Genomic DNA, 16,023 nt, shown 5'->3' on the forward strand with positions numbered 1-16,023 from the left:
CGCCGACGCCTCGACCTGCAGCCGCCGGCCGCGCTCGACGGTGCCGAGCCGCTGGTGGCGCTCGCGGCCGCGCGCCTGGGCAGCACGCGGCTGATCGACAACCTCGAGATCGAGCCCTGGGCGGCAACGCGATGAGCTATAGCGTCAAGGAAATCTTCTACACGCTGCAGGGCGAAGGCGGCCAGGCCGGCATGCCGGCCGTGTTCTGCCGCTTCGCGGGCTGCAACCTCTGGAGCGGCCGCGAGGCCGACCGCGCCAGTGCCGTCTGCCGTTTCTGCGACACCGATTTCGTCGGCACCGACGGTACGCTGGGCGGCAAGTTCAAGGAAGCCGATGCGCTGGCCGACACCATCGCCGCGCAGTGGCCCGCCGACGATGCCGGCCACCGCCTCGTGGTGCTGACCGGCGGCGAGCCGCTGCTGCAGGTCGACGCCGCGCTGATCGATGCGCTGCATGCGCGCGGCTTCCGCATCGCCGTCGAGAGCAACGGCACCGTGGCCGCGCCCGAGGGCATCGACTGGCTCTGCATCAGCCCCAAGGCCGGCGCGCCCTGGGTGCAGCGGCGCGGCCAGGAACTCAAGCTGGTGTGGCCGCAGGAGGGCATCGACCTCGACGCGATGGCGCGCAGCGGCGAGTTCGCGCACCGCTTCCTGCAACCCATGGACGGCCCGCGGCAGGCCGCCAACACCGCGCTGTGCATCGATGCCTGCCTGCGCCAGCCGCGCTGGCGCCTCAGCGTGCAGACCCACAAGTTCACCGGCATCCGCTGATGCCCGCTTCCCCGTTCTTCCGTTCCCCATGCTATTCACGATCAGCCAACGCTTCTTCTTCGACGCCGCCCACACCCTGAAACGCGAGATCGAAGCCGAAGGCAGCCGCCGCATCCACGGCCACACCTACCACGCCGAGGTCTGGCTCGCGGGCGAGCGCGATCCCGCGACCGGCATGGTGATCGACCTGGGCCTGCTGCGGCGCCGGCTCGAGGCAGTGCGCGAGCAGCTCGACCACCGGCTGCTCGACGAGGTGCCGGGGCTGCATCCGCCCACGCTGGAGAACCTGTGCCTGTTCATCGCCGAGGCGTTGGGCGAGCTGCGCGCATCTCTGGCGCGCGTGCGGGTGTGGCGCGAGGCGCTCGGCGACTCCTGCACGCTGGAGTTCTGACTCGGCGCTCCCGCGCGGCGCCGTGACCAGCGCATCCGCAAGCCCGAGGGCCATGGATAAGAACCGCCGCGCAAGGAAAACCGGACGACGAAGCCGGTTTGATACAACAGCGAGCGCACCTTTTTTTACAACACGATCCAGGGAGGATTGCAGCTTGAAACCCCATTCGACCCCACGCCGCTTCGCGGCCATCGCCGGCGCCACGGCCGCGCTGCTGCTCGCCGCGGGCTGCGCCCAGACGCAGGCCCCGCCCGCTGCCGCGGGCGCCGGCACGAACAACCTGCTGATCGACGCCGTGGCCTGGAAGCAGACCGCGGCCGAGTACCGCGCGCTCTATCACCAGGGCTTCAACGTGGCGCGCATGCACGTGGAGGCGGCACTGAAGAAGCGCCGCCCGGGCGACAAGCCGCTGGCGGTGGTGACCGACATGGACGACACGATCCTGCTGCCGCTGGCCTACTGGGGCTACCTGATCAACGAGGGCCAGGACTTCTTCGACGATCCGACGTGGGACGCGTGGATCCCGAAGAACCAGATCGTGCCCTCGCCCGGCTCGCAGGAGTTCCTGCGTTTCTGCCGGGAGAACGGCGTGGAGGTGTTCTACGTGACCAGCCGCGAACAGGGCGAGCGCACCTACGAGTACGCGATGGAACACCTCAAGGTGCTGGGCGCGCCCTATGCCGACAAGGAGCACCTGACCGTGCTGCGCGACAGCAGCAACAAGCAGCCGCGGCAGGAGCAGATCGCGCAGCAGTTCGACGTGGTGGTCTACCTCGGCGACAACCTCAACGACTTCCGGCGCAAGTACTACGTGAAGAACGTCGACCAGCGAATCCAGGCGATGGAAGCCGACCGCGAGCAGTTCGGCCGCAAGTACGTGCTGTTCCCGAACCCGACCGACGGCCACTGGATGGCCGCGATCTTCGGCGACTCGGAGCCGCCGGCGAGCGACGCCAACCGCGAGCTGTTCAGGAAGGCCGCGACCCGTTCCGCCTGGGACGGGCGCTGAGGGCTTCGTCAGGCCGCGCCGATCCCCGCCACCAGGCTGCCCGGTGCGATGCCGTTCTTCAGGCCGGCCGTGAAGGCCAGCATGCGGTCGATCGGCACGCGCGCGCGCAGGCCCAGCGCCGGGTCGACGTGGATCTCGCCGGCGCCGGTCTCGAGCGCGTTCGCGAGGTCGGCCAGCCCGTTCATCGCCATCCACGGGCAATGCGCGCAGCTCTTGCAGGTGGCGCCGTTGCCGGCCGTGGGCGCCTCGATGAAGGTCTTGCCCGGGTTGAGCGTGCGCAGCTTGTGCAGCATGCCGTTGTCGGTCGCGACGATGAACTCGGTCGCGTCGAGCTGGCGCGCGGCGTTGAGGATCGCCGAGGTCGAGCCCACGGCATCGGCCAGCGCGATCACCTCGGCCGAGGACTCGGGGTGCACCAGCACCTTGGCGCGCGGATGGGCCTGCTTGAGCAGCTCGAGCTCGAGCGCCTTGAACTCGTCGTGCACGATGCAGGCGCCGTTCCAGCTCACCATGTCGGCACCGGTCTGGCGCTGGATGTAGTCGCCGAGGTGGCGGTCGGGGCCCCAGAGGATCTTGCGGCCCTGCGCATGCAGCGCGCCCACCACGTCGAGCGCGCAGCTCGAGGTGACGAGCCAGTCGGCGCGCGCCTTCACGGCGGCGCTGGTGTTGGCGTAGACGACCACGGTGCGGTCGGGATGGGCGTCGCAGAAGGCGCTGAATTCGTCGACCGGGCAGCCCAGGTCGAGCGAGCAGTTGGCGTCGAGGTCGGGCATCAGCACCCGCTTCTCGGGCGACAGGATCTTGGCGGTCTCGCCCATGAAGCGCACGCCCGACACCACCAGCGTGCCGGCCGCATGGTCGCGACCGAAGCGCGCCATCTCGAGCGAATCGCTGACGATGCCGCCGGTTTCCTCGGCCAGGTCCTGCAGGTCGGGGTGGACGTAGAAGTGCGACACCATGACCGCGTTGCGCTCGCGCAGCAGGCGGCGGATGCGCTCCTTGAGCGCCTCGCGCTCGGTGGGCGTGGGCTCGGGCGGCACGCGGGCCCAGGCGCGGCGGGTGTCGCAGACGCTCCCTTCGGCCGGCTGTTCGTACTCGACATCGATGACGGCGGAGGAAGCCATGTGCGTCTCTCTCAGCGGTCCTGGAAGCGCATCGAGAAATCGATGGCCTTGACGTCCTTGGTCAGCGCGCCGACCGAGATCCGGTCGACGCCGGTCTCGGCCAGTTCGCGCAGGCCATCGAGCGTGACGCCGCCCGAGATCTCGAGCACCGCGCGGCCTTCGCCGGCGGCGTCGTTGATGCGCACCGCCTCGCGCAGGGTCGGCAGGTCCATGTTGTCGAGCAGCACCATGCGCGCGCCGGCGGCGAGCGCCTCCTGCAGCTGCGCCAGGGTCTCGACCTCGATCTCGACGAAGTCGGCACGCGCTGCCGCCGGGGCCACGGCGCGCAGCGCGGCGGCCACGCCACCGGCCGCGGCGATGTGGTTTTCCTTGATCAGCACGGCGTCGTACAGGCCGATGCGGTGGTTCAGGCCGCCGCCGGTGCGCACCGCGTACTTCTGCGCCAGGCGCAGGCCCGGCAGGGTCTTGCGGGTGTCGACGATGCGCGCGCGCGTGCCCTCGACGATGTCGCTGTAGAGCGCGGCCTTGGTCGCGACGGCGCTCAGCAGTTGCAGGAAATTGAGCGCGGTGCGCTCGGCGGTCAGCAGCGCGCGGGCCGGGCCTTCCATCTCGAGCACGACCTGGTTCGGCTCGCAGCGCCCGCCCTCGGCGCAGCGCCAGTCGATGCGCACCTGCGGATCGAGCTGCGCCAGCGTGGCCTCGACCCAGGGCGCGCCGCACAGCACCGCCGGCTCGCGCACCAGCACGCGCGCCTGGGCGCGGCGGCCGGCATCGACCAGGGAGGCGGTGAGGTCGCCGTCGGCGACGTCCTCCTGCAGTGCGCGGGCCGCGTCGGCCTGGGCCAGCGCGGCGATGGCCGGCGCGGAGAAATCGAAACGGGAACGCATGGGGCGGCTTGTCTTCCGGATGTTGTTATGGGGGCGGGCGGACCGATTCGGGCACCGGGTCGCGCCCGGTCAGCGCGGCCACGGCATCGGCCGGACTCACGCGGCCGTCGAGCAGCGCGACCACGCCCTCGGCGATGGGCATTTCCACGCCCAGCCCGCGCGCGCGCTGCACCACGGTGCGGGCGCAGTAGACGCCCTCGGCCACGTGGCCCAGCGAATCGACCGCCTGCGCCAGGGTGCGGCCCTGGGCCAGCAGCAGGCCGACCTTGCGGTTGCGCGACAGGTCGCCGGTGGCGGTCAGCACCAGGTCGCCCAGGCCCGACAGGCCCATGAAGGTGTCGGTGCGGGCGCCGAGCGCGAGGCCGAAGCGGGTCATCTCGGCCAGGCCGCGCGTGATCAGCGCGGCGCGTGCGTTGAGGCCCAGCGCAAGGCCGTCGCACAGGCCGGTGGCGATGGCCAGCACGTTCTTGACCGCGCCGCCGACCTCGACGCCGACGATGTCGTCATTGGCATAGACGCGCAGCGCGGGGCCATGGAAGGCATCGACCAGCGCATCGCGCACGGCGGCATGCGGGCTGGCGGCGACCAGCGCGGTCGGGCGGCCCTCGGCCACTTCCTGCGCGAAGCTCGGGCCGCTGAGCACGCCGGCCAGCAGCTCGGGCGCGACCTGCGCGCGGATCTCGTGGGCCAGCAGGCCGAAGGAGGAAACGGTGGTGTTCGCGGCCTGCGCGGGCTCCACGCCCTTGCAGAGCCAGGCAACCGGCACGCGGGTGCCGCTGTCGCGCAGGGTTTCTAGCTGCTGGCGCAGCGCGGCCATGGGCGTGGCCACGATGACCAGGTCGGCGCCGGCCTGCGCCTGGCCGATGCCGCCCGCGCGCACCGAGAGCGAGGCGGGCAGTGCCAGCCCCGGCAGGTAGCGGGTGTTCTCGCGGGCCCGGGAGATGGTCTCGGCCTGGGCCGCGTCGCGGGCCCACAGCGTGACCTCGTGGCGGGCGGCCGCATTGACGGCCACCGCCGTGCCCCAGGCGCCGGCGCCATGAACGCAGATCTTCATCGGCGTCGCGGCGTTGCGTACCGTCGGGCTTACTGCGTGATGATGGGCGACGGCTGGCCGGCGGCCTGTGCCTGCTGCTGCTCGTACATGGCCTGGAAGTTGATCTCGGCCAGGTGCACGGGCGGGAAGCCACCGCGCTGGATCACGTCGGCCACGTTGCCGCGCAGGTAGGGGTAGACGATCTGCGGGCAGGCGATGCCGAGGATCGGGCCCATCTGGTCTTCGGGCAGGTTGCGGATCTCGAAAATGCCGGCCTGCTTGGCTTCGACCAGGAACACGGTCTTGTCGCCGATCTTGGTCTGCACGGTGGCGGACACCGACACCTCGAAGATGCCGTCGGCCACGGGCTGGGCGTCCACGCCGAGCTGGATGTCGACGGTGGGCTGTTCCTGTTCCAGCAGGATCGCGGGCGAGTTGGGTTGTTCGAGCGACAGGTCCTTGAGGTAGACGCGCTGGATCTGGAACACGGGATCTTGGGCTTGCTGGTCGGCCATGGCTGAACTTTCGAGGGTCAAAACAAGGCCCGCCGGGGGATGGTTTCCCGCGGCGGGCCGCAGATGGTGAACGGACGATTATCGCCCGGCGATGTGACGGCTACGGACCGGCGGTCGGCCGGGGCCCGATCAGGCCGGCTGGCCCTGCAGCAGCGGCACCAGGCCGCCGCGGCTGTCGAGCGCCATCAGGTCGTCGCAGCCGCCCACGTGGGTGTCGCCGATGAAGATCTGCGGCACCGTGCGGCGCTGGGTGATCTCCATCATGGCGATGCGCGCCTGGGGATCGCTGTCGATGCGGATCTCCTCGATCTGCTCGACGCCCTTGGACTTGAGGATCTGCTTGGCGCGTGTGCAGTAGGGGCACACGGCGGTGGTGTACATCTTGACGGCTTGCATGGTTCGTATCTCGGTGGGGTTCAGGCCTTTTCAACCGGCAGATTAGCCGCTTTCCATGCCTTGAGCCCGCCGGACACCGCTTGGGCCTGCTCGTAACCCAGCTTCTTGGCCGCGGCCACCGCTCGCTGCGCGCGCGAGCCGTTCTCGCACACCAGCAGCAGCGGCACGTTCTTGTTCTTGACCGTGGAGGCGAGCTTTTCCTCGAGCTGGGCCAGCGGCACGTTCTTGGCGCCGATCATGTGGCCGGCGGCGAATTCCTCGGGATCGCGCAGGTCGACCAGCACCGCGCGCTCGCGGTTGATGAGGTGCACCGCCGCGTCGGCCGTCAGCGTGCCGCCCCCCGCGCCGCGAATCAGCGGCCAGGCCAGCATGGCGCCCGAGCTGAGCACGATCAGGACCAGCATCCAGTTCGCAGTGACGAATTCGATCAATTTCACGAGGGTTCCTTGGAGAGAGGCAAACCCGGGATTTTAGAATGTCGGGTTTACAAAGCGCTGCCAAAGGCCTCCGACATGCACAAACTGGTACTGATCCGCCACGGCGAATCGACCTGGAACCTCGAAAACCGCTTCACCGGCTGGACCGACGTCGACCTGACCGAGACCGGCGTCGAGCAGGCCAAGCAGGCGGGCCGGCTGCTGAAGGCCGAGGGCTACGACTTCGACGTGGCCTACACCAGCGTGCTCAAGCGCGCCACGCGCACCCTGTGGCACACGCTCGACGAACTCGACCGCACCTGGCTGCCGGTGGTGCATTCGTGGCGCCTCAACGAACGCCACTACGGCGGCCTGCAGGGCCTGAACAAGGCCGAAACGGCCAAGAAGTACGGCGACGAGCAGGTGCTGGTCTGGCGCCGCAGCTACAGCACGCCGCCGCCGCCGCTGGAAGCCGACGACCCGCGCAGCGAACGCAGCGACGTGCGCTACGCCAAGCTCTCGCCCGAGCAGATCCCGCTGACCGAATGCCTGAAGGACACGGTGGCGCGCGTGCTGCCGTTCTGGAACGAATCGATGGCCCCGGCCATCCGCACCGGCCGCCGCCTCGTGGTGGCGGCGCACGGCAACTCGATCCGCGCGCTGGTGAAGTACCTGGACGGCATCTCGGACGACGACATCGTCGGCCTGAACATCCCGAACGGCATTCCCCTGGTCTACGAGCTCGACGACGATCTCAAGCCGCTGCGGCACTACTATCTGGGCGATGCCGCCGCCGCCGAGAAAGCCGCCGCCGCGGTCGCCTCGCAAGGCAAAGGCTGAAGCCGCGCTGTAGAAAAACCGTGCCCGCCGCTCCACCCGTGGAACCCCGGCGGGCAATTTGTTTCCAAGCTGTGTATATTGGTTCGACAGCCGACAAGGACACTTACCCATGGGCCAGAAACTCAAGATCACCGGCTGGGTCGCCGCCGGCGCCGTTGCAGGCGTCCTGACCACCGCCTCGCTGCAGACCGTCGCGCGCGGCTCGCTCGCGCCACTGCCGCTCGAGGAACTGCAGCAGCTCGCTGCCGTGTTCGGCATGGTCAAGAGCGACTACGTCGAACCGGTCGACGAGAAGAAGCTGATTTCCGACGCCATCTCCGGCATGGTCGCCGGGCTCGACCCGCATTCCCAGTACTTCGACAAGAAGTCCTTCAAGGAATTCAGGGAAGGCACCACCGGCCGCTTCGTCGGCGTGGGCATCGAGATCTCGCAGGAAGACGGCCTGATCAAGGTGGTCTCCCCGATCGAGGGCTCGCCCGCGTTCCGCGCCGGCCTCAAGCCCAATGACCTGATCACCAAGATCGACGACACCGCGGTGCGCGGCCTGTCGCTCAACGAGGCGGTCAAGCGCATGCGCGGCGAGGCCAACACCAAGGTGCTGCTGACGATCTTCCGCAAGGACGAGAGCCGCACCTTCCCGGTCACGATCACGCGCGAGGAAATCCGCACCCAATCGGTGCGCGGCAAGATGATCGAGCCGGGCTATGGCTGGATCCGCCTGTCGCAGTTCCAGGAGCGCACGGTCGACGACTTCGTGAAGAAGATCGACGACCTGTACAAGGAAGACCCGAACCTCAAGGGCCTGGTGCTCGACCTGCGCAACGACCCGGGCGGCCTGCTCGACGCGGCCGTGGCGGTGTCGGCGGCCTTCCTGCCCGAGAACGCCACGGTGGTCACCACCGACGGCCAGCTCGCCGAGAGCAAGGCGGTCTACAAGGCGGCGCCCGAGTTCTACCAGCGCCGCTCCGGCAGCGACCCGCTGCGCAGCCTGCCGGCCTCGCTGAAGTCGGTGCCGCTGGTGGTGCTCGTGAACGAAGGCTCGGCCTCGGCCAGCGAGATCGTCGCGGGCGCGCTGCAGGACCACAAGCGCGCCACCATCATGGGCAGCCAGACCTTCGGCAAGGGCTCGGTGCAGACGGTGCGTCCGCTCGGCCCCGACACCGGCCTGAAGATCACCACCGCGCGCTACTACACGCCCAGCGGCACCTCGATCCAGGCCAAGGGCATCGTGCCGAACGTGCTGGTCGACGAGAGCGCCGAGGGCAGCCCCTTCGCCGCGCTGCGCATGCGCGAGGCCGACCTCGAGAAGCACCTGGCCAGCGGCCAGGGCCCCGAGGTGAAGGACCCCGAGCGCGAGAAGGCCCGCGACGAGGCCCGCAAGCGCCTCGAGGAAGAAGCCAAGAAGCCGCCGCAGGACCGCAAGGTGCCCGAGTTCGGCTCCGACAAGGACTTCCCGCTGGTGCAGGCGCTCAACCGCCTCAAGGGCCAGCCGGTGCTGGTCAGCAAGACGCAGGTGATCGTCGACAACAAGGAAGAGAAGAAGGAGAACTGACCGGCCGGGGCGCGAGCCCCTTCCGGACGCTCCGACTTCGCATCCCACCGCAGGGGACCGGCCAGACCGGTCCCTTTTGCTTTCTCCCCGCCATGAACGAAGACGACGACCTGCTGCGCTATTCGCGCCACATCCTGCTCGAGGAGTTCGGCATCGATGGCCAGGCGCGCGTGAGCGCCGGCCGGGTGCTGGTGATCGGCGCCGGCGGGCTGGGGTCGCCGGCCGTGCTCTACCTTGCGGCGGCGGGCGTGGGGCGCATCGTGCTGGTCGACGACGACGAGGTCGATCTCACCAACCTGCAACGCCAGGTCGCCCACACCGAGGCGCGTGTGGGCCAGCCCAAGGTGGCGTCGGCGGCGCAGGCCATGCGCGACATCAATCCCGGCATCGCCATCGAGACCCATGTGCTGCGCCCCGACGCCGAGCAGCTGTCGGCGCTGGTCGCCGCGGCCGACGTGGTGCTCGACTGCACCGACAACTTCGTGACGCGCCAGGCCGTCAACCGCGCCTGCGTGGCGCACGGCAAGCCGCTGGTGGCGGGGGCCGCGATCCGCTTCGACGGGCAGCTCAGCGTGTACGACGTGCGCGATCCGGCCTCGCCCTGCTATGCCTGCCTGTTCCCGCCCGACGCGGCCTTCGAGGAGACGCTGTGCGCGGTGCTCGGGGTGTTCGGACCGGTGGTCGGCACCATCGGCACCCTGCAGGCGCTCGAGGCGCTCAAGTTGCTCGCGGGCATCGGGCCGTCGCTGGCGGGCCGGCTGCTGATGTTCGACGGGCGCAGCGCCTCGTTCGACACGCTGCGCGTGGCGCGCGATCCGCACTGCGGCGTCTGCGCGGCGCATCGCGCCGCACCCTAGCCAGCCCCGCTCGGGGTCAGGGCTGCTGCTTCGCGCCCTTGGCCCGCGCCGCGCCGTTGGCGGCGGCGCCGGCGGTCGGCTTGTTGGCCTGGGCCAGCACCGCCTTGCAGTCGGAATCCTCGCCGGGGCCGGTCTCGATGGTCGCGGCCAGCGCCAGCAGCGGGTTGACCGCACCCAGCGCCAGGGCCGCCAGTCCACGGCCGGCCAGCGGCCCGACCTGCAACCCGCCCTTGGGATCGCCGAAGCTGCCGCTGACCACCAGCGGCGTGCGGATCGACAGCAGGCTCTTGCTCTTGGGCTCCTGGTGGATCACGAAATCCAGCCCCTCGGTGGCGAAATTGGCCTGTCCCGTGGCCGTGAACAGCGCATTGGTGGTGTCTACCAGCAGGGTGCGGCCGGTCGCCAGCCCCTTGTTCACGTCGAAGGCCACGGCCGCACAGCGCAGTTCCACGTCGCGGTCGCCGCGCAGCAGGAACTTGAGGATGTCGCCGCCCACCAGCGTCGCGAACACCGGCAGCAGGTTGCCGAACTGGCCGCGGCCGGCCAGCACCGCCACGTCGCCCGAGGCGCCGCCGAGCCAGTTGGCCACGGTGCTGCCCGAGCCCGAGAGGTTGATGCGGCCGTCGAGCCGGCCCAGGCTGTTGCCGGTGGTCTCGAGCTTGGGGAACAGCCGCGCCAGCTGCATCGCGCGCACGTCGAGCGCGGAGCGGATGTCGGCCGGGTTCTTCGAGCCGTCGATGCGGATCGCGCCGGCCAGCTTGCCGCCGGCCACGCCGAGCTCGAGCGGGTCGAGCGTGAGCACGCTGTCCTTGAGCTTGACCTGCACGCTGCCGCTGTCGAGCGGGACCTCGCGCACGTTGCGGATGCGCTCGGCCGTGTACTTCACGTCGGCATTCATCGCGCGCAGGCGCTCGAAGTCCAGCGGCGCGGTCGGCAGCACCTTGCCACCCGGGCGCTTGACCTGGGTCACGGTCGGCGGCGGCGCCACGCCCTCGACGGTGGCGGCGGTGCGCGCGGTGGGCGGCAGGCCGATCAACGGACCGAGGTCGTCCATGTCCATCACCTTGGAGCGCAGTTCGCCCGCGAGGTAGGGCACCTGGGCGGCCTGGTCGAAGCGCATGTCGCCGCCGATGTCGGACAGGCCCAGCTTGCCCTGCAGCGCCTTGGCCTCCCACAGTGTGCCGCGCTTGCTCAGGGTGCCGCGCACCGCGTAGGGCGAGGTCTGCGGCAGCGCGATGCCCAGCAGCGGGAACAGCGCGCCCAGCGTCTGGCCGCGGATGTCGAACTTGGCATCGATGCCGTCGAGGTCCGCGAGCGAGCCCACGGTGCCGCTGGCCTTGAGCTTGGTCTGGCCCGCGGCGGCGTCGATCTCGAGCGGGAACGGCGGCGCGCCGGCCGCGTTGATCTGCATCACGTTGCCGGTGCGGCCCTGGGCCGTGAGCGGCTGGCCCTTGTAGCGGCCCTTGATGCGGTAGTGCACCGGCAGCGCGCCGCGCGCGGTGTCGTAGCTGACGTCGGCATGGATGTCCACGCCCAGGTGCTTGGCCAGGAAGTCGATGGCGCCGCCGTCGATCTCGATGGTGCCGATCACGGGCGCGGTGCCGGCGTCGGAGGTGTCCTTGCCGAAAGCCCAGGTGCGCCGGCCGTCGGCTTCCATCTGCAGGCCCACGGTGGGCGAGGCGAGCACCAGCCGCGGGATGTCGATGCGGCGCGAGATGAGCGGCCAGAGGCGGATGTCGAATTCGGCGCGCTCAGCCTTCACGAGGTAGGGATCGCGCGCCCACGAGGGGTTGGCGAACTCGATGCCGTCGAACTTGACGGTGGCGCGGCGCCAGCCGAGATCGACGTCGAGCCTCCGCGTGATCTCGAACTTGCGGCCGGTCTTCTCGCTCACGTAGCGGTTGACCGGCTCGCGCAGCACGTCCCAGGGGAAGAACAGGATGGCAATCACCAGCGCCGCGAACAGCGCGAGCAGCAGCACGATCAGCTTCTGCCACAGCGGAAATCTGCGCGGGAGGGTGCGGGTGTGATCCATCGCCATGCCTGCATGATGACCGCATCGCGCGCGCCGTCCAGGTCGGCGCAGGGCCGCAACCCGCGTACGGCATCACCTACCGCGCGCCGAGCGACGCCAGGGCCCTCGCCTGCGGGTGCGTCGGAACCCGCCTACAGATGCCTCGCACTGAACCCTGCATGATGCGCGGCAGGGAGGCCTCATCGTCCAGAGCCCGGTCCAGCCAGCACCAGCCCTCTGTCTCAGAGCGCCGGCCGCGCGGCACACATCATTCGGGCAACGTCGGAGGAAGCGCGGTTCGTCATGGATTCCAGATTGAAGACCTACATCGTCGAGGACAACCTCACGATCCGTGAAAACCTCATCGGCACCCTGGAAGAACTGGCGCGCACCGTGGTGGTCGGCTATGCGGAAACCGAAGACCACGCGATCGAATGGCTGCGCACGCATGCCGCCGAATGGAACCTCGCGGTGGTCGATCTCTTCCTCAAGCAGGGCAGCGGGCTGGGCGTGCTGAAGGCCTGCACCGAGCGGCGCCCCGAACAGAAGGTGGTGGTGCTCAGCAACTATGCGACGCCCGACATCCGCAGGCGTTGTGCGCAGTTCGGCGTGGACGCGGTGTTCGACAAGTCCAACGAGATCGACGCGCTGGTCGATTTCTGCCTGCGCGCGGTGGCGTCGCAGCCACCGGGGCCGGGCTGAGCCCCGGCGCGAACGGTGGCTCTCTCAGTCGATCAGCTTGTTCTTGAGGGCGTAGTACGTGAGGTCGCTGTTGGAGGAGAGGTTCATCTTCTCCATCAGCCGCGTGCGGTAGGTGCTCACGGTCTTCACCGACAGCGACAGCGTCTTGGCGATGTCGCCCGCGGTCTCGCCCTTGGCCAGCTTCAGGAACACCTGGAACTCGCGTTCCGAGAGCTGCTCGTGCGGCGCGGCGTCGTCCTTGCGGTCGAGCTGGCGGGCCAGCAGTTCGGCGACGGCGGGGGTGATGTAGCGGCGGCCCAGCGCGATGGTGCGGATCGCGTTGACGATCTCCATCGGATCGCACTCCTTGTTGAGGTAGCCGCTCGCGCCCTGCCGGATCAGGTTCATCGCGTAGTGCTCCTCGGGGTACCCGCTCAGGATCAGGATGCCGACGTCGGGCGCCTTGGCACGGATCATGGCGAGCGCATCGATCCCGCTTTGCCCCGGCATCGACAGGTCCATCACCAGCACGTCGAGTTCGGTCGTGCGCACGAGTTCGATCGCCTCGCGACCGCTGGCGGCCTCGCCGGCCACGCGCAGATCCACGTGCTCGGAGAAGAACTGCCTGAGGCCCGATCGCACGATGGCGTGGTCGTCCACAATTCCAATTTTGATCATCTGTTACTTTCGTCGTTGTGTTGCCGGTCCGCGGGCCGCAACATGCCGGTTCCCTGATCGTTGTCAATTATTCACGATCTTGTCTTGAAAGCGGACTCAATAGTTTCATGCGTTGGCTAGCCTTCCCCAAAATGGCCCTGAGCCTGCTGCTCGCGGCACTGGCGGCGCTGGCGCTCGTCGGCATCAACGAGGCGGGCTACCGGCAGTCCAGTATCGCCTTGGCCGAGATCGACGCCGCCCAGAAGGTCCGCAGCGTGCTCAACCAGCTGCTGCAGAACATCCTCGATGCAGAAACGGGCCAGCGCGGCTATCTGCTGACAGGGGAAGCCGCCTATCGGCAACCCTACGACAACGCCATCCAGCAGATCGACGGCAACCTGGCGAGCCTGCGCCAGCAGTATGCCGGCCGGCCGGCCGAGACGGCCCAGCTGGCCGAGCTGTCGAAACACGTGCTGCGCAAGGTGTCCGAGATGGACATGAGCGTGCGCCTGCGCTCGGACGGCAAGGAGGACGCCTGGAAGTTCGTCATCACCACCGACGTCGGCCGCGAGGAGATGGATTCCATCCGCGAGAAGGCCCGGGGCCTGGTGGAGCTCAGCAACAAGACCCTGCACGACAGCCAGACCCAGGTGATGCTGTCGCTGCGGCTGGCGCGCTTCGGCACCAGCATCGTGGCGCTGGCGGCCCTGTTCGCCTTCTTCCTGTACCTGCGCCAGACGCACGTGCTGCGCTCGATCGGCGAGCGCCAGCAGGAGACCCTGCAGCGCGAGCGCAATGCCCTGGAGGACGAGGTGCGCGAGCGCACCACCTCGCTGGCCGAGTTGGCGACCCACCTGCAGGACGTGCGCGAGACCGAGCGCGGCTTCCTGGCGCGTGAGCTGCACGACGAGCTGGGCTCGCTGCTGACCGCCGCCAAGCTCGACGTGGCGCGGCTGAAGTCGCGGCTGGCCGATTCGCCCGATGCGATCCAGCGGCTGCAGCATCTGACCGAGCTGCTCAACAGCGGCATCGCGCTCAAGCGCCGCATCATCGAGGACCTGCGCCCGTCCTCGCTGGCCAACCTGGGGCTGGTGGCCTCGCTCGAGATCCTCGGGCGCGAGTTCGGCGAACGTTCGGGCATCCACGTCGACATGAAGCTGGAGCCGGTCAGCACCGACGAGTCGCGCCAGCTCACCATCTACCGGATGGTGCAGGAGAGCCTGACCAACATCGGCAAGTACGCCGAGGCCACCGAGGCCACGATCTCGATGAAGGACCACGGCACGCACGTGGTGGTCGAGGTGGTCGACAACGGCAAGGGCTTCGACGCCCTGAAGGTGCGCCCGTCGACCCACGGCCTCGCCGGCATGCGTCACCGCGTGGAAGCGGCGCACGGCAAGCTCACGGTGGAATCGACGCCCGGGCACGGCACGCGCATCGCGGCGATGCTGCCGGTGGCATAGGCCCGAAGCCCTGCCTCGCGTGCCGGCGCATTCGTGCCGGATTTCACGCGATTCCACGGGCGGCCGGGCGGACTCGGCCATCTCCTACGCCCCGCCCCCCCTGCCACTGACAGGTCCGCCATGGGCCGACCCTTAAGGTCTGTCCATGCCGTGTTCCTCCCCATCGGACACGCGGCTTTTCCAACAACGAGGGCAGCCTCCAAGGAGTTCCGCATGTTGCACTACGCAGTGGTCTTTCTGGTCATCGCGCTGATCGCCGCCTTGTTCGGCTTCGGCGGTATCGCCGCCAGCGCCGTCGGCATCGCCAAGATCCTCTTCGTGATCTTCGCCGTACTCGCCATCGCGAGCTTCCTGGCCGGCTTGCTACGAAGCAAGTAGCGTCGGTACGATTCACAGGCTCTCGCAAATCATTCCCGGAAAGGACTTTTCATGAACACGACCAAGACCCCCCAGCAACTCGCCGATGACGCACGCCAGACCGCCAACGACGCTGTCGATACCACGCGTGCCTATGCACAGAATGCGGTGAATGCGGCGGGCGAAAAGGTCCGCGAGCTGCGTCGCGACGCGGAACCGGCGGTCGAACAGCTCGCAGCGCGCGTGCAGCAGGCCGTGCAGCGCGGCCTCGATGCGGCATCGACCACCAGCGCCCGTGCCCAGCGCCGCCTCGAGCAGGCCGCCGACTCGACCGGCCGCTACATCTCCGACCAGCCCGTGCGCTCGGTGCTGATCGCCGCCGCGGCCGGTGCCGCCATCACCGCACTGATCGTGCTGGCCAGCCGCCGTCGGGACGACTATTGATCGCCTGAAGCATCGGCCCCGCTCCGCAGCACCATGCTTCATCCGATCTTTTCCACGGTGCTCGGGCACCCGGAGCTCATCGCCGAACACATCGCCAATTACGCGGCCCTGGTCCGGCAAGAGTCGGGCACTGCGGCCCGCGGGCTGATCGCCCGCATCGTCGCGGGCATCCTGGCCGCAGCCACCTTCGTGCTGGCGCTGGGACTCATCGGCGTGGCGGTGCTGCTGGGCGTGCTGCACGGCAGTTTTCATTGGGTGCTGATCGCGGTTCCCGGCGTGGCGCTGGCGATCGCCGCGATCTGCGCCTGGATTGCATCCCGTCCCTTCATCGCCCATGGGTTCGACGATCTGCGTGCGCAGGTCGACGCCGACCTGCAGGCCCTTCACGAAGCCGGAGGCCGCCATGGCCGGCACTGATCCCCGCGCCGTCCTAAGCCCCAAGGAGCGGCTGGCGCTGTCGCGCCGCGCGCTGGTGCGCGAACTCAACGGCGGCCGCGAACCCGAGTCGGAACCGCGCACGCCGCAGCAGGAGCGCGCCCGGCGCGATGCCGAAGCGGCCTTCGCGCAATCCGATCCCGACGATGCGGGTGCCGCCTTCGAAGGCCAGCGCGCGCACG

General features: G+C 69.3%; 19 protein-coding genes and 2 pseudogenes. 13 read left to right on the forward strand and 8 right to left on the reverse strand.

The features are described from left to right. The 4 genes and pseudogenes from AC27VN_RS14095 to AC27VN_RS14110 form a co-directional block, all read left to right on the forward strand. A pseudogene (locus AC27VN_RS14095) lies at positions 1-135 on the forward strand (pantoate--beta-alanine ligase); the annotation flags it as partial. Then, positions 132-770, forward strand: a complete 639-nt coding sequence (queE, locus tag AC27VN_RS14100) for a 7-carboxy-7-deazaguanine synthase (protein WP_057592030.1) — start codon at positions 132-134, stop codon at positions 768-770. The pseudogene AC27VN_RS14095 and the gene queE, both read left to right, overlap by 4 nt. A gap of 28 nt (positions 771-798) precedes the next feature. Further along, positions 799-1,161 (forward strand): 6-pyruvoyl trahydropterin synthase family protein, encoded by a 363-nt coding sequence (locus AC27VN_RS14105; RefSeq protein WP_490876927.1) that lies wholly within the window; start codon positions 799-801, stop codon positions 1,159-1,161. Between the two features lie 154 nt (positions 1,162-1,315). Further along, positions 1,316-2,170, forward strand: a complete 855-nt coding sequence (locus AC27VN_RS14110) for a 5'-nucleotidase, lipoprotein e(P4) family (RefSeq protein WP_490876928.1) — start codon at positions 1,316-1,318, stop codon at positions 2,168-2,170. An 8-nt stretch (positions 2,171-2,178) separates the two neighbouring features. Here the strand turns inward: AC27VN_RS14110 and nadA are convergent, their stop codons facing one another. From nadA to AC27VN_RS14140, 6 genes are all read right to left on the reverse strand, one after another. Continuing rightward, entirely contained in the window at positions 2,179-3,294 is a 1,116-nt protein-coding gene (nadA, locus tag AC27VN_RS14115; protein ID WP_296728965.1) for a quinolinate synthase NadA, read from the reverse strand. An 11-nt stretch (positions 3,295-3,305) separates the two neighbouring features. Further along, entirely contained in the window at positions 3,306-4,181 is an 876-nt protein-coding gene (nadC, locus tag AC27VN_RS14120) for a carboxylating nicotinate-nucleotide diphosphorylase (RefSeq protein ID WP_490876929.1), read from the reverse strand. Between the two features lie 25 nt (positions 4,182-4,206). After that, entirely contained in the window at positions 4,207-5,235 is a 1,029-nt protein-coding gene (locus tag AC27VN_RS14125; RefSeq protein WP_490876930.1) for an NAD(P)H-dependent glycerol-3-phosphate dehydrogenase, read from the reverse strand. A 29-nt stretch (positions 5,236-5,264) separates the two neighbouring features. Further along, positions 5,265-5,729, reverse strand: coding sequence for a protein-export chaperone SecB (secB, locus tag AC27VN_RS14130; protein ID WP_093340950.1), 465 nt, complete (start codon positions 5,727-5,729; stop codon positions 5,265-5,267). A gap of 129 nt (positions 5,730-5,858) precedes the next feature. Further along, positions 5,859-6,125 carry a glutaredoxin 3 gene (gene grxC / locus AC27VN_RS14135; protein WP_093340951.1) on the reverse strand — a complete coding sequence of 89 codons (267 nt, stop codon included), beginning with the start codon at positions 6,123-6,125 and terminating at the stop codon, positions 5,859-5,861. Between the two features lie 20 nt (positions 6,126-6,145). Beyond that, positions 6,146-6,529 (reverse strand): rhodanese-like domain-containing protein, encoded by a 384-nt coding sequence (locus AC27VN_RS14140; RefSeq protein WP_281077002.1) that lies wholly within the window; start codon positions 6,527-6,529, stop codon positions 6,146-6,148. A 108-nt stretch (positions 6,530-6,637) separates the two neighbouring features. On the opposite strand from AC27VN_RS14140, the gene gpmA reads away from it, so the two are divergent. From gpmA to AC27VN_RS14155, 3 genes are all read left to right on the forward strand, one after another. Continuing rightward, a complete protein-coding gene (gene gpmA / locus AC27VN_RS14145; RefSeq protein ID WP_093340953.1) occupies positions 6,638-7,381 on the forward strand; it encodes a 2,3-diphosphoglycerate-dependent phosphoglycerate mutase in 744 nt (247 codons plus the stop codon). Between the two features lie 109 nt (positions 7,382-7,490). Further along, a complete protein-coding gene (locus AC27VN_RS14150) occupies positions 7,491-8,933 on the forward strand; it encodes a S41 family peptidase (protein ID WP_093340955.1) in 1,443 nt (480 codons plus the stop codon). Positions 8,934-9,025: 92 nt separating this feature from the next. Further along, the gene (locus AC27VN_RS14155; protein WP_490876931.1) at positions 9,026-9,790 is read left to right on the forward strand and encodes a HesA/MoeB/ThiF family protein; all 765 of its coding nucleotides are present in this window, start codon (positions 9,026-9,028) and stop codon (positions 9,788-9,790) included. A gap of 16 nt (positions 9,791-9,806) precedes the next feature. Here the strand turns inward: AC27VN_RS14155 and AC27VN_RS14160 are convergent, their stop codons facing one another. Next, positions 9,807-11,825 carry an AsmA family protein gene (locus AC27VN_RS14160; RefSeq protein ID WP_490876932.1) on the reverse strand — a complete coding sequence of 673 codons (2,019 nt, stop codon included), beginning with the start codon at positions 11,823-11,825 and terminating at the stop codon, positions 9,807-9,809. A 282-nt stretch (positions 11,826-12,107) separates the two neighbouring features. Here AC27VN_RS14160 and AC27VN_RS14165 point away from each other — a divergent pair, with 282 nt between their 5' ends. After that, positions 12,108-12,506, forward strand: coding sequence for a response regulator (locus AC27VN_RS14165; protein WP_093340958.1), 399 nt, complete (start codon positions 12,108-12,110; stop codon positions 12,504-12,506). Between the two features lie 24 nt (positions 12,507-12,530). On the opposite strand, the gene AC27VN_RS14170 is transcribed toward AC27VN_RS14165, so the two are convergent. Further along, the gene (locus AC27VN_RS14170; RefSeq protein WP_057592041.1) at positions 12,531-13,163 is read right to left on the reverse strand and encodes a response regulator; all 633 of its coding nucleotides are present in this window, start codon (positions 13,161-13,163) and stop codon (positions 12,531-12,533) included. 131 nt (positions 13,164-13,294) lie between these two features. Between AC27VN_RS14170 and AC27VN_RS14175 the strand changes: the two genes are divergently transcribed. The 5 genes and pseudogenes from AC27VN_RS14175 to AC27VN_RS14195 all read left to right on the forward strand — a co-directional run. Beyond that, the gene (locus tag AC27VN_RS14175) at positions 13,295-14,605 is read left to right on the forward strand and encodes a CHASE3 domain-containing protein (protein ID WP_490876933.1); all 1,311 of its coding nucleotides are present in this window, start codon (positions 13,295-13,297) and stop codon (positions 14,603-14,605) included. A 213-nt stretch (positions 14,606-14,818) separates the two neighbouring features. Beyond that, on the forward strand, positions 14,819-14,983 hold the full coding sequence (locus AC27VN_RS14180) for a DUF1328 domain-containing protein (RefSeq protein WP_082321940.1): 165 nt from the start codon (positions 14,819-14,821) through the stop codon (positions 14,981-14,983). Between the two features lie 51 nt (positions 14,984-15,034). After that, positions 15,035-15,406 (forward strand): hypothetical protein, encoded by a 372-nt coding sequence (locus AC27VN_RS14185; protein WP_093340961.1) that lies wholly within the window; start codon positions 15,035-15,037, stop codon positions 15,404-15,406. 33 nt (positions 15,407-15,439) lie between these two features. Then, on the forward strand, positions 15,440-15,823 hold the full coding sequence (locus AC27VN_RS14190; protein WP_093340962.1) for a hypothetical protein: 384 nt from the start codon (positions 15,440-15,442) through the stop codon (positions 15,821-15,823). Continuing rightward, a pseudogene (locus AC27VN_RS14195) lies at positions 15,810-16,023 on the forward strand (hypothetical protein); the annotation flags it as partial. The gene AC27VN_RS14190 and the pseudogene AC27VN_RS14195, both read left to right, overlap by 14 nt.

The organism is Variovorax sp. 20P10.2.4 (assembly GCF_058244205.1).